Annotated in this window: 14 protein-coding genes; 9 read left to right on the top strand and 5 right to left on the bottom strand. The window is 63.1% G+C overall.

Translation table 11 applies throughout. The features are described from left to right. The first annotated feature begins 28 nt into the window (after nucleotides 1-28). From MLB1_RS03240 to MLB1_RS03255, 4 genes are all read left to right on the top strand, one after another. On the top strand, nucleotides 29-1,132 hold the full coding sequence (locus MLB1_RS03240) for an iron-siderophore ABC transporter substrate-binding protein (protein WP_180748272.1): 1,104 nt from the start codon (nucleotides 29-31) through the stop codon (nucleotides 1,130-1,132). A gap of 37 nt (nucleotides 1,133-1,169) precedes the next feature. Beyond that, a complete protein-coding gene (locus tag MLB1_RS03245) occupies nucleotides 1,170-1,448 on the top strand; it encodes a YciI family protein (protein WP_180748273.1) in 279 nt (92 codons plus the stop codon). Next, complete coding sequence (locus MLB1_RS03250; protein ID WP_180748274.1) at nucleotides 1,445-1,957, top strand: nitroreductase/quinone reductase family protein; 513 nt, start codon at nucleotides 1,445-1,447, stop codon at nucleotides 1,955-1,957. Before MLB1_RS03245 ends, MLB1_RS03250 begins: the two co-directional genes overlap by 4 nt. A gap of 137 nt (nucleotides 1,958-2,094) precedes the next feature. Next, the gene (locus MLB1_RS03255) at nucleotides 2,095-2,571 is read left to right on the top strand and encodes an SRPBCC family protein (RefSeq protein WP_180748275.1); all 477 of its coding nucleotides are present in this window, start codon (nucleotides 2,095-2,097) and stop codon (nucleotides 2,569-2,571) included. Nucleotides 2,572-2,573: 2 nt separating this feature from the next. Here MLB1_RS03255 and MLB1_RS03260 read toward each other — a convergent pair whose 3' ends face one another. The 3 genes from MLB1_RS03260 to MLB1_RS03270 are packed head-to-tail and all read right to left on the bottom strand — an operon-like array spanning nucleotide 2,574 to nucleotide 4,603. Beyond that, complete coding sequence (locus MLB1_RS03260; RefSeq protein WP_180748276.1) at nucleotides 2,574-3,464, bottom strand: hypothetical protein; 891 nt, start codon at nucleotides 3,462-3,464, stop codon at nucleotides 2,574-2,576. Between the two features lie 53 nt (nucleotides 3,465-3,517). Then, the gene (locus MLB1_RS24220) at nucleotides 3,518-4,192 is read right to left on the bottom strand and encodes a helix-turn-helix domain-containing protein (RefSeq protein ID WP_180748277.1); all 675 of its coding nucleotides are present in this window, start codon (nucleotides 4,190-4,192) and stop codon (nucleotides 3,518-3,520) included. 3 nt (nucleotides 4,193-4,195) lie between these two features. Beyond that, nucleotides 4,196-4,603 (bottom strand): hypothetical protein, encoded by a 408-nt coding sequence (locus tag MLB1_RS03270; RefSeq protein ID WP_180748278.1) that lies wholly within the window; start codon nucleotides 4,601-4,603, stop codon nucleotides 4,196-4,198. Nucleotides 4,604-4,639: 36 nt separating this feature from the next. Between MLB1_RS03270 and MLB1_RS03275 the strand changes: the two genes are divergently transcribed. The 5 genes from MLB1_RS03275 to MLB1_RS03295 all read left to right on the top strand — a co-directional run bounded on the left by MLB1_RS03275 (nucleotide 4,640) and on the right by MLB1_RS03295 (nucleotide 10,664). Further along, nucleotides 4,640-5,218, top strand: coding sequence for a TetR/AcrR family transcriptional regulator (locus MLB1_RS03275; RefSeq protein WP_180748279.1), 579 nt, complete (start codon nucleotides 4,640-4,642; stop codon nucleotides 5,216-5,218). Then, the gene (locus MLB1_RS03280) at nucleotides 5,211-6,080 is read left to right on the top strand and encodes an EamA family transporter (RefSeq protein WP_180748280.1); all 870 of its coding nucleotides are present in this window, start codon (nucleotides 5,211-5,213) and stop codon (nucleotides 6,078-6,080) included. Before MLB1_RS03275 ends, MLB1_RS03280 begins: the two co-directional genes overlap by 8 nt. Nucleotides 6,081-6,169: 89 nt before the next feature. Continuing rightward, nucleotides 6,170-8,041, top strand: coding sequence for an ABC transporter ATP-binding protein/permease (locus MLB1_RS03285; protein WP_180748281.1), 1,872 nt, complete (start codon nucleotides 6,170-6,172; stop codon nucleotides 8,039-8,041). 71 nt (nucleotides 8,042-8,112) lie between these two features. Continuing rightward, the gene (locus MLB1_RS03290) at nucleotides 8,113-9,156 is read left to right on the top strand and encodes an NAD(P)-dependent alcohol dehydrogenase (RefSeq protein ID WP_180748282.1); all 1,044 of its coding nucleotides are present in this window, start codon (nucleotides 8,113-8,115) and stop codon (nucleotides 9,154-9,156) included. Nucleotides 9,157-9,212: 56 nt separating this feature from the next. Then, nucleotides 9,213-10,664 carry an LLM class flavin-dependent oxidoreductase gene (locus MLB1_RS03295; protein ID WP_180748283.1) on the top strand — a complete coding sequence of 484 codons (1,452 nt, stop codon included), beginning with the start codon at nucleotides 9,213-9,215 and terminating at the stop codon, nucleotides 10,662-10,664. Between the two features lie 29 nt (nucleotides 10,665-10,693). On the opposite strand, the gene MLB1_RS03300 is transcribed toward MLB1_RS03295, so the two are convergent. Both MLB1_RS03300 and nrdF read right to left on the bottom strand, forming a co-directional pair. Next, nucleotides 10,694-11,023, bottom strand: a complete 330-nt coding sequence (locus MLB1_RS03300; RefSeq protein ID WP_180748284.1) for a DUF3349 domain-containing protein — start codon at nucleotides 11,021-11,023, stop codon at nucleotides 10,694-10,696. A gap of 153 nt (nucleotides 11,024-11,176) precedes the next feature. After that, nucleotides 11,177-12,151 (bottom strand): class 1b ribonucleoside-diphosphate reductase subunit beta, encoded by a 975-nt coding sequence (nrdF, locus tag MLB1_RS03305; RefSeq protein ID WP_180748285.1) that lies wholly within the window; start codon nucleotides 12,149-12,151, stop codon nucleotides 11,177-11,179. Between the last annotated feature and the right edge of the window lies 1 nt (nucleotide 12,152).

A 12,152-nucleotide genomic window follows, 5' to 3' on the forward strand; every position in this document is an offset into this window, starting at 1 on the left:
AGAGTCGTACTTGGGTCGTTTCTGATCCATGCGGACGTGGTCACGGCGTCCTACCCGCGTGTTCGCAGCCCCGCGCGGTAAGTTCAACCGGGTGCAGACAGCGAGGTTCTGGGGCTCTGCCGCGATAACGGCGGCACTGATGGCGGTGACCGTGTCGGGCTGCACCGAGAAGCCCACCAACGAAACTCCGAGCACGCTGGCCACCAGCGCCACGAAGATCGCGGGCGCGGGGGTGCTGGGCAATGCACGCAAGCCAGACGAGTCCTGCGCGAAGGATGCCGCGGCTCTCGACCCGGACGCACCACGTGAGGTGCGCCATGCCCAGGGCGAGACCGAGGTGCCCGAGGACGCCAAACGCATCGTGACCCTCGATGCCGGTGCAATCGACACGCTGTGCGCGCTAGGGCTGCAGGACCGGATCGTGGGAGTGGCGCTGCCCGACCGCACTACCGCTCCCCCGTCGTACCTGGGCACCACGGTCCACAACCTGCCGTCGGTCGGCCCGATGGCGGCTCCGGACCTGGCCAAGATCGGTGCTGTCAAACCCGATCTCATCCTGAGCTCGGCCGGCGAACAGGACTCCTATCTCGACTTGAGTGCCATCGCCCCCACCGTGATCGTGTCCGGACACGATCTGGCCGAGCACGTCCGCTTGGTGGGTAAGGCCACCAGACGAACCGCGGACACGGACAAGCTGTGGGCGGGTTTCGTCGATGCCGCCAAGAAGGTGGGCCGTGAGAACGACGCCACACATTTCCAGGCCTCGATCGTCCAGTTCACCGATCAGACGGTGCGGGTGTACGGGGCCAACAACTTCCCGGCTTCGGTGCTTGCCACAGTGGGGTTGGATCGTCCTGCGACACAAAGGTTTACCGACACCCCATTCATAGAGATCGGCACCGAGGACTTCTCGGCCGTCGAGGGCGACATCGTCTATGTCTCCTTCACGACGCCGTCGGCAAAAGATCGCGCCGCCCGGATTTTCGGTACCAAGCCCTGGATGGCGCTCGGCGCCACTCACGATAACCGGGTGTTCGCGGTCAACAACGAGGTGTGGCAGACCGGCGACGGAATCGTCGCGGCGCGCGGAATCCTGGACGACCTTCACTGGGTCAACGCACCCATCAACTAGATTCCCGGGTCGCTGCGCTAGCCGTTAGGCTCCACGCATGCACCACGTGCTGAACCTGACCTACACCCAACCGCTCGACGTCGTCGACCAGATCCGCCCGGATCACGCTGCTTGGATTGCAGATGAGATTGAAGCGGGACGCCTCATTCTGGCCGGTCGTAACGAGCACGCGACCGGCGGCGTACTCATCAGCGGCGATATCAGCGTGGAGGAGGCGGACGCCTTGATCACCGCCGACCCGTACACCCAGGCAGGCGTCGCCGAGTATGTGCGCACCGGGTTCAACGTCAGCTTCAAAGGAGCGGGGATACCGTGAGCGACAAGGGCTTTCCCGAGAATCGCTGGGGCAATCCCGACAGCGTGCTGTCTCGGGCTGCCGCCAAATTCGCCGCCACCAAGGCGGGTTCGTGGACCATCCGCAAGCTGACACCACTGGACCGAGCCGTCATGGAACGCTCCGGAAGCCGCTACACGGTGCTGGGACCCTTGGGTTTGTCGACGCTGCTGCTCACCACGACCGGTCGCAAGTCCGGCCAGCCTCGGGTCTCGCCGCTACTTTATCTGCACGACGGTGACCGAATCGCCTTGGTAGGCAGCAATTTTGGCCAGGCGAAGCACCCTGCGTGGACGACCAACCTGCTCGCCAACCCACACGCCAAGGTGACATTGGCCGGTCAGACCATTGATGTGGTCGCGACCCTCGCGCAAGGGCCCGAGCGCGACGATTACTACCGCCGCTTCGAGGCAATGCTCGAGGTCTACACGGCATACAAGGGACGTACCGGACGCGAGATCAGGGTGTTCGCCCTCGAACGCGTCACCTAAAAGCTATCCGTAACAGCTAGTACCCGTACCCCTTGTACCAGTCTTGAACTGGTATTTCATGAGAATCTTGCGCTAAATGCTCGCAAAAGAGCGTTTTCTCGGCTAACCTTCCCGGCAATCCGCGGAAGGGATGGAACGTGATCCAAGAACACATCGACATCACCGTCGCCGCCCGGCCCGAGACCGTCCTCGAGGTCTTGAAAGACGTTGAGTCGGTCGATGGCTGGCTCCGCCCGCTACTGCCCGCATGGCCAAAGATCGCCAGCTCCATGACCGTCGTCGAGTCTTTCCAAGACGGTTCGCCGCGGTTGGTGCGCACCGTAACTTCCGCATTCGGGATCTCCGATGACGCACTCACCGAGTACGAGTGGTTCCCGGACGGCTGCCGGCTGACCCTCATAGAGAGCAGAACGCTGCGACACAACGTCAGCCAGTTCACCATCATCCCGGATGACCCTCAGACTCGGCTTACCGCCGATGTCTCCCTCGATCTGAAGATCCGGCTTCCCGGCCTGCTGGAACGCCAGCTCAAGAAGTCTCAAGTGGGATTCATCAAGAGTTTCCAGCAGGGCCTCGCCGCGGAATCGGCCCGCCGTGAACTTGCCTGCGAATAGCCTCAGCGACCGTTCGCGCGCAAGATCGCAACCGCGCCAACCGTTTTGTAGCCGCGCCATTCCAGCATTGCCGCCGCCGAGTAGCTGCTGAAGTCGACCGCCCAACCACCGTCGTCGTGCTGCGCATGCTCCAACCGATCGAGATCCGCTGTTATCGCGTGAGAGTCGAGCAGATCGCGAATGGGCCGTCCGGGCTCGGGCGCATAGTCGAGCAGATGTAGCCTCTCCCCCTCGGTCCCACCAAGGACAGGGAGCGACCCATCACGGGGGACGAATCGTCCTAGCCGAGAAAGTAATTCACGCGCCTCCGGCTGGGTATCGGATGCGATGTCCAGAAGCTGGAGCGCGAAGGACAGGACGTACGCGAACGGCGCCTCGTCGATCCGGCGGATCGCGTCGAAGCAATACCGCGTCGCGGCGGACAGCCACGGGTGCCGAACGATCTCAGCGTCCCAGCGCGCGGCGCGATACGCCTGAGTGGCCACCGCCGCCGTGATCTGCAACGAAGATTCCTCCGGATTCGCCTGGGCGAAGAAGGGTGCACAGACTGCCGGATCGGCGACCGGAAGTGCGAAGGGCAGCCCGCCATCGGGCAACGTCACCGAGTCCAGCCAGCCGAGAAGCGCTGTCGTATGCCGCGCCCTCACCGGCCCGGCATCGGCGAGCGCTTCGAACGCGTGCTGGGCGCATGCCAGCTGACTCTCCGGTGCGCGCAGATCGGGTTCTAGCCCCCACCCATAACCACCATCGGGATTCCGGTACGCCGCAAGCGCGTCCACGGTCGCTTCACGGGCGGAATCGGTAGCGGTGGTGATGGCCTCGAAGCGACGCACGTCGAGGATGCGCGCATGGGCGGCCATGAACTCTCGTGCGCGGTTCAGATTGATGCTCACGAGGTCACCCTGCCATCGACGGACCGCATTGGTCTTGGACGAATCGGCCAGCGTCAGAGCAGCGTGGTCGGCGTAGTGCCGGTCAGTCGTTTGGTCTCGCGGTTGAAGTGCGCCTGATCGGCGAAACCCGCCGTGGCCGCGGCCTCGCCGAGCGGTGCACCGGCTCGCGCCAAATGAAGCGCATGGTGGAAACGGTGAATCTGCACGAGCGTCTTGGGTCCGTAGCCGAAGAGCCGGTTACTCAGGCGGCGCAGCGACCGCTCCGACAGGTTGTGCTGCCTGGCGGTCGACCGCACGCTCAACCCCGCACGAGCGGCCCGGTCGAGCGAAGCCGCCATCCGCAGGCTGGTGTGATCCGGCTCCGCGCGCGTCCACAGATCGAGAAAAACTCGTTCAAGTGAGGCGGCAACATCACCTTCTGGCCCCCAATCAGATTGTGGTGTAACGAGTTCTGACAGGTCGACGCGCCGGTCAGTGAGCTCGTCGGCAGGCACACCAAAGAGGGCGTACGCGAGGCCGGGTGCCAATTGCAGTCCCCAGGTCACCTGATCCGTGTGGGCCTGGACGTCGTACACCCGAGTGTCGGGCCCGGCCACGACGAGCCGACCCTGAAACCACATCAGGTCCATCACACCATCGGGGACAATATGGTGTTCCGGACCGTCCGCGGTGGCGCGCCAGAGCGTCGCGCCGGTTCTGACGCCACGGCACGTCGCATACGTCCCCACGCCTCAAACGGTACTCGCCCGCCGCTTCACCGAGCGCAGGATGTAATTGGTCGCCAGCACATGTCCGCGGGTGCCAATGACCAAGGCACGGTAAATCCTGCCGCGCAGCCCGGGAAAGTCTGCATAGGTCTGCGCACGCAGTTGCGTACCACCGTCCCGGGTTTCGCCAAGCTCGAAAACCAGCTCGTAACGCGAAAAACGGTGCTGCCCCGCCAAGCTCAAGCGCTGTTCAGGCTCGATGCCGTCGACGGCGAACCCGGCGCGAGGCCGGGTGCCCAACAACGGGCCGATCGGGTTGCGCTCGGCAGACCGCAACATGGCGTCGACATTGCGCTGCAGGCTCTCCCACACCTGGTGCCGCGGCGCGTCTATCCGGATCGTATGCTCGTCAATATAGGATGGATGTTCCATATCTACTGTCTATCAGAATTAGGATGAACATTCCAGATGGCACCGGAACGCAAACACACCAGCGATGCCATCCTCGACGCAGTGCGCACCCTGTTACTCGACGGTGGTCCGCGAGCCGCCACCATTGCGGCGATCGCGAGCGCTTCGGGAGCACCACCCGGAACGCTGAACCACCGCTTCGGCAACCGTGAGGCGATTCTGTCGGCGACATGGCTACGCGCAGTCGAGCGCTTTCATGAGCACGCGTTCGGCGCGCTGCGCTCCACCGAAGACTCCGTTGAAGTAGCTGTGGCACTGTCGCTTTCGGTGCCGGCCTTCGCGCGCACCTACCCGGATGACGCCCGGCTGCTGCTATCCCTGCGCAGCACCGATGTTCTTGGTGCCGACGCCGTTTCCAGGCTGGACGAGATGAACGAACCGTTGTTTAGCGCGATGCGGGATCTGACGCGGGCCGTCTATGGTCGCGCCGACGCGCGATCGCGCGACCGGCTCATGCGCGCCGTGGTGGACCTGCCCTATGCCGCGGTACGCCGCCACATGCCGACCTTGCCCGGGTGGCTCGAAGAAGATCTCGCCGCTGCGGTCCGCCATCTCTTGGCAGCACACAATGACTGAGGCCGCGCGTCACCGGCTGGTTGCACCCGCGCTCATGCTGGTCAGCGGGACCTCGATGTATATCGGCGCCGCGGCCGGTGTCGGCCTGTTCCGCTGGCTTGACCCGGCGAGCGTCGCCTGGCTCCGGGTGTGCGGTGCGGCGCTGGTGTTCCTGGCCATCGCTCGTCCGCAGGCCGCCGCCTGGCGGGGGCATCGGCTGTTGTGGGCGAGCGCCTTTGGTGTGGTCACCGCGCTGATGAATATGTCGTTCTATCTGGCCATCGACCGGCTGCCACTAGGTACCGCGGTGGCGATCGAGTTCCTGGGGCCCATCGGCGTTGCCGCGATCGGTTCGCGCTCTGCCCGAGACGGCTTCTCGGTGCTGGCCGCGCTCGTCGGGGTGGTTCTGATTGCCGATGTGCAGCTGGCGTCCGAACCCGCCGGGATGGCCTTCGCGCTGCTTGCCGCACTATTCTGGGCCGGATACATCGTCCTCGGAAAGCGCGTTGCGCTACAGGGCAATCCGGCCGACTCACTGGCGGTCGGATTCACCGTTGCCACAATCGCGACCGCTCCGGTCTTGGGCCTGGGAATCGCCGGAGCTCATGACGATGTACCCGTCGTGCACGTCCTCGTCTTGGGACTGCTGATGGGCGTGCTCTCCAACGTCATCCCGTACGGGCTCGACCAGGTAATACTCAGACAGGCGGGGCGGAGCTACTTCGCGGTGCTCTTGGCGCTCCTGCCTCTCACCGCGTCCGCAATCGGCGTATTCGCGCTGCACCAGATTCCGAGCACACCCGAGCTTTTCGGCATCCTCGCGATCGTGGTGGCGGTGGCGTCACGCCGGGACTCCCCGCCGAGGGGCACACCCATCGCATAGGCCGGTCTGACGCTTGCCAGGACGTGCCCAGCCTGTGCCCGTACACTCCGCGGGCAACTGGATAGTGACGGACTCGGAGGGCATTTTCGATGAAGACGGCGACCGACTGGGGAACCGAGATATGGCGATCGCTGGTATGGATCAGCTGGGTGTTACCGCTGACCGCAGCGGTGTTCATACTGCTCGCTTTCCTGCTGACGCGGTTCACGACCTGGGGCCGCCAGTTTTGGCGGATCACCGGCCAGTACTTCACCAGCCGTGACGGACGTATTGCCTGGTTGCAGCTCGGACTCGTATTGCTGGCGGTTGTCGCGGACGTGCGCCTGTCAGTGGTCTTCTCCTACTACTACAACGATATGTCGGCCTCCATCCAGTACATCGTGCAAGCCCTCGCCCGCGATGGTCAGGGAATGACGGAGGCCAAAGCGTTCTTCTGGCACAACATCGTCAGGTTCTGCCTCCTCGCCGGAATCAACATCGCGTTGGTGGTGATCGATCTCTATCTGTTGCAGATCTTCATCATTCGCTGGCGCGTGTGGCTCACCGAACGCGTGACCAAAGACTGGCTCACCGGCCGAGCGTTCTATCGCTCCCGATTCATCGACAGCACCATCGATAACCCCGATCAGCGAATCCAGGCCGATATCAACAACTTTGTGGCGATGTCCACGGCGCCGGAAGCGTTGCAAACTTCGGCATCACACCTTGCCTTCGGAGCGGTCAACGCGTGCATCACACTGCCCTCGTTCACCGTCATCCTATGGGGGCTGTCCGGCCCGATGACTGTATTCGGATTCGAAATCCCCAGGGCTCTAGTATTTTTCACGTACATCTATGTGATTATTTCCACCTATGTCGCGTTCCGAATCGGACGGCCCCTGATCCGGCGGTACTTCCAGAACGAACGACTCAACGCTATGTTCCGATATGCGCTAGTACGTCTCCGGGACACCGCCGAAAGCGTCGCGCTCTACCGAGGCGAACGCGTGGAATCGCAGCAACTCAAGGAGCGGTTCGACGCCATCATCGCCAACTTCTGGCGCCTGCTGTACCGCAGCATGGGATTCACGGGGTGGAATTTCGCAGTGTCGCAGACTGCCGCGGTGTTTAGTTCCGTCTTCCAAGTCCCACGGCTCATCGCAGGACAAATCACCTACGGCGACGTCAGCCAAAGCGCGAGCGCGTTCGGGCAGGTGCAAGACAAGTTGTCGTTCTTCCGCAACGCCTACGACAGATTCGCCGCCTACCGCGCCACAGTCACCCGTCTCGACGGCCTACTCCAGGCCAATGAGCAGTCCCGCGAGCTCCCCTCGCTCGAGCCCGGGGATCAGGATACGGGGGTCACGGTGGAGAACCTATACGTCCGTAAACCCAACGGAGACAGTCTCATCGACGATGTCAACCTGGAGCTGAACGCGGGCGACGCCCTTGTCATCAAAGGATCCTCGGGTAGCGGCAAGACCACGCTGCTCCGCTCCCTCGGACAACTATGGCCGTACGCGGACGGTCATTGGAGCCGGCCCGGCGGTGAGCACGAGACCATGTTCATCTCACAGCTGCCGTACATTCCGCTGGGCAATCTCCGCGACGCAGTGAGCTACCCCGACGAATCGGGCTCGTTCTCCGACGCACAACTGCGTGAGACCCTGAACAAAGTGTCCCTTGGTCATCTTGCCGATCGACTAGGCGAGCAGGGCGACTGGGTCAAGGTGCTGTCCCCCGGCGAGCAGCAGCGCGTCGCCTTCGCGCGCATCGTGCTCATCAAGCCCAAGGTGGTCTTCATGGACGAGTCGACGTCGGCGCTCGACGAGGGCCTGGAGTTCGCGCTGTACCGCCTGATCCGCACGGAGGTGCCCGAGTGCACCGTGGTCAGCGTCAGTCACCGCAGCACGGTCGACCAGCATCACACGCAGAAACTGGAGCTGATCGGCGACGGGCAGTGGTCGCTGTCACCGATCTGAGCTGCCCCAGCTGAGGACGGCGGGTAGTCTGAGATCGGTAGCTTCGTTAACTATCTCAAAAGGACGCATATATGGTCTCCGTCTCCGCCTACGCCGCCACGTCCGGCAAGGCACCACTGGTCCCCACCACTATCGAGCGTCGTGAAGTCGGCCCGCACGATGTCTTCATCGACATCAAGTTCGCCGGTATCTGTCACTCCGATATCCACACTGTTCGCGACGAGTGGGGACGTGCCAAATACCCGATCGTCCCCGGTCACGAGATCGCCGGCGTGGTCAGCGCCGTCGGTTCGGAAGTCACCAAGTTCAAGCCGGGCGATCATGCCGGTGTCGGCTGCATGGTCGAGTCCTGCCGCGAGTGTCCCCAGTGCATCGCCGGCTTGCAGCAGTACTGCAGCCGGGGCGGCATGGTCGGCACGTACGGTGCCAAGGACCGCGACGGCACTCAGACACAAGGCGGATACAGCCAGGCCGTCGTCGTCAACGAGGACTTCGTGCTGCGCATCCCCGACAGCCTGCCGCTGGACACGGCCGCGCCACTGCTGTGCGCGGGTATCACCACCTACTCACCGCTGCGGCACTGGGGTGCCGGTCCGGGCAAGCGTGTTGCCGTCATCGGACTCGGCGGACTTGGGCACATGGCCGTCAAGCTGGGCGCTGCGATGGGCGCCGAGATCACGGTGCTGAGCCAGTCACTGAAGAAGCTGGAAGACGGACTGAGCCTGGGTGCCAGCCACTACTACGCCACGTCCGACCCGGACACCTTCAAGAACCTGCGTTATGGCTTCGATCTCATCCTCAACACCGTCTCCGCCAATCTCGATATGGGCCAGTACCTTGGTCTGCTCAATGTGGACGGGACGTTGGTCGAGCTCGGCGCACCGGAGAACCCCATCGAAGTTCCGGCCTTCCCGCTGCTCTTCGGGCGCCGGAACCTGTCCGGTTCAGGTATCGGCGGGATTCCGGAAACCCAAGAGATGCTTGACTTCTGCGCCGAGCACAACATCGGCTCAGAGATCGAGGTCATCGATGCCAGCTACATCAACGAGGCGTACGAGCGCGTGATCGCCAGCGATGTGCGGTACCGCTTCGTCATCGACACCGCCACGCTCTAAGTTTCATCCCGAGTACAACCGGTGACTGATGTCGTCGGGGTGCCGATGCTGAGGGGATGACCCGCGTCATCCGTTTCAACGCGTTCGATATGAATTGCGTTGCACACCAATCCCCCGGCCTGTGGCGGCACCCCGACGACCAGTCCTGGCGGTACAAGGATCTGTCCTACTGGACGAACCTGGCCACACTGCTCGAACGCGGTCGTTTCGATGGACTGTTCATCGCCGATGTGCTTGGCACCTATGACATCTACGGCGCCAGCGATGAGGCCGCCATCCGCCAGGCCGCACAGATCCCGGTCGCCGATCCCCTCCTGCTGGTCTCGGCAATGGCATTGGTCACCGAACACCTCGGCTTCGGGGTCACCACCGGTACTGGATTCGAACATCCATATCCGTTCGCGCGCAGGCTATCCACCCTTGATCACCTCACCGGCGGGCGAGTCGGGTGGAATGTCGTCACCGGGTATCTTCCTGCCGCGGCACGCAACATGGGCCAAACCGATCAGCCCGCGCACGACGCCCGGTATGACCATGCCGATGAGTACCTTGAGGTGCTCTACAAGCTATGGGAAGGCTCCTGGGAGGACGGCGCTGTCGTCCGCGATACCGCGCGTGGCGTCTTCACCGATCCCGACAAGGTGCACCACATCGGCCATGAAGGAACACATTTCACAGTTCCCGGTGTACACCTGGTGGAACCGTCGCCGCAGCGCACTCCGGTGATCTACCAGGCGGGTTCCTCGCCGCGCGGGGTGCGCTTCGCCGCCGAGAATGCCGAGGCGGTGTTCACCGCCGCACCCACCAAAGAGCTATTACGCCAGACGGTCACCACCATCCGCCGCGAGCTGGAACTTGCCGGGCGAGATCCCTACTCCGCCAAGATCTTCAACCTCACGACCGTCGTCACCGGCGAGAACTCCGAAGCGGCGCATGCCAAGCACGCCGAGCTGCTGAGCTATGGCAGCGCGGAAGGCGCATTGGTGTTCATGTCCGGCTGGATGGGCATCGATTTGGCCCGCTACGGCCTGGATGAGCCGATCGGGAACGTGGACTCCAACGCGATTCTGTCAGCGGTCGCGGCGTTTCAGGCCGCCACCGCCGATGGTCGGGAGTGGAAGGTGCGCGATATCGCCGAGTGGGGTGAGATCGGCGGCATGGGGCCGCGTGTTGTCGGCTCCGGCACCGAGGTGGCCGACACCCTGCAGGAGTGGGTGGAGGAAACCGATGTCGACGGCTTCAATCTGGCCTACGCGATCACACCCGGCACCTTCGAGGACTTCATCGAATACGTCGTCCCGGTGTTGACAGAGCGCGGCGCCTATCAAAATGCCTACACCCCAGGGACATTGCGCCACAAGCTGCTGGGAAACGGCGACCGCCTGCCCGAAGAGCATCGGGGCGCCAAGTACCGGATCGGTGGACCGCTGTCGACGATCATCGATCGGCCATCCACCGTGCCGTCATCCTCGGGATCCACCGCGCCGGCACCCACCCCCGGGCGGTAGTTCCGCCGCGGCGGAACCGGGCGTTCTAGTTAGGCGTTGAGCGCCGTGGCATCCACACCGGCAAGCGGCCAGCCGCCGGCGGCCAGACGTGAGGCCACACGTGAAATGTCTTGAGCGGTCGGCTCATCCTTCGTCACATCCGCGATGAACTGCTCGATCTCGCTCTGGCTCACCACACCGTCTACCAGAGCGGAAGACGCGGGATCGGTCAGCTTGGCGACCACTTCCTGGACCTGCTCCTCGGTCAGCGTGCGGCGCAGCAGCGCCAATAGCGGGAACCGGTCCGTCGGGGGGACACCCTCGGGGTATCCCGCGGACAGCCAAGAAACGATCGAACCGATAATCGATGTGCTCGTCACCCGTTCAGTCTCCCTGCAGCGTGTTCCCAGCGCGAGACAGGGGGTACACAGTTCACCGGGCGTTCATTTGTATCCGGCGAACAGACACTTAGTGCACGCGCCACCTGTGATTTGTGTGCACTAAGCGTCTGCTCGCCGGATAGATAACAGGAGCTAGAAGTCCCAGTCGTCGTCTTCGGTGTTCACGGCCTTGCCGATAACGTACGAGGAACCCGATCCGGAGAAGAAGTCGTGGTTCTCGTCGGCGTTCGGTGACAGCGCCGACAGGATCGCCGGGTTCACGTCGGTCTCGTCCCGCGGGAACATGGCCTCGTAGCCGAGGTTCATCAGGGCCTTGTTGGCGTTGTACCGCAGGAACTTCTTGACGTCCTCGGTGAGCCCCACCTCGTCATAGAGGTCCTGGGTGTACTCAACCTCGTTGTCGTACAACTCAAATAGCAGCTCGTAGGTGTAGTCCTTGAGCTCGGCGCGCTTGGTCTCGTCGACGCGCTCCAGACCGCGCTGGAACTTGTAACCGATGTAGTACCCGTGCACGGCCTCGTCACGAATGATGAGCCGGATCATGTCGGCGGTGTTGGTGAGCTTGGCACGGCTCGACCAGTACATCGGAAGGTAGAAACCCGAGTAGAACAGGAAGCTCTCCAGCAAGGTCGAGGCAACCTTGCGCTTGAGCGGCTCGTCGCCCCGGTAGTACTCCATCACGATCTCGGCCTTGCGTTGCAGGTTCGGGTTCTCCTCCGACCAGCGGAACGCGTCATCAATGTCGCGTGTGGAGCACAGCGTGGAGAAGATCGAGCTGTAGCTCTTGGCGTGCACCGATTCCATGAACGCGATGTTGGTGTACACCGCCTCCTCGTGCGGAGTGATCGCATCGGGGATCAGACTGACCGCACCGACAGTGCCCTGAATGGTGTCAAGCAGCGTCAGCCCCGTGAAAACCCGCATGGTCAACTGCTTTTCGTGATCGGTGAGGGTGTTCCACGACGGGATGTCATTGGACACCGGCACCTTCTCTGGCAGCCAGAAGTTACCGGTGAGCCGGTCCCAGACCTCGGCATCCTTCTCATCGGGAACCCGGTTCCAGTTGATCGCCGAGACACGGCTGACCAGCTTTAGTTTTTCACTCACG

It is taken from the genome of Mycobacteroides sp. LB1 (assembly GCF_013449725.1).
In the GTDB taxonomy this organism is placed as follows: Bacteria; Actinomycetota; Actinomycetes; order Mycobacteriales; family Mycobacteriaceae; genus Mycobacterium.

Coding starts and splice junctions, on each gene's coding strand:
- MLB1_RS03275 (WP_180748279.1), top strand. CDS start 4,640: ATGGCACCGGAACGCAAACACACCAGCGATGCCATCCTCGACGCAGTG.
- MLB1_RS03245 (WP_180748273.1), top strand. CDS start 1,170: ATGCACCACGTGCTGAACCTGACCTACACCCAACCGCTCGACGTCGTC.
- MLB1_RS03280 (WP_180748280.1), top strand. CDS start 5,211: ATGACTGAGGCCGCGCGTCACCGGCTGGTTGCACCCGCGCTCATGCTG.
- MLB1_RS03240 (WP_180748272.1), top strand. CDS start 29: ATGCGGACGTGGTCACGGCGTCCTACCCGCGTGTTCGCAGCCCCGCGC.
- MLB1_RS03285 (WP_180748281.1), top strand. CDS start 6,170: ATGAAGACGGCGACCGACTGGGGAACCGAGATATGGCGATCGCTGGTA.
- MLB1_RS03290 (WP_180748282.1), top strand. CDS start 8,113: ATGGTCTCCGTCTCCGCCTACGCCGCCACGTCCGGCAAGGCACCACTG.
- MLB1_RS03270 (WP_180748278.1), bottom strand. CDS start 4,603: ATGGAACATCCATCCTATATTGACGAGCATACGATCCGGATAGACGCG.
- MLB1_RS03295 (WP_180748283.1), top strand. CDS start 9,213: ATGACCCGCGTCATCCGTTTCAACGCGTTCGATATGAATTGCGTTGCA.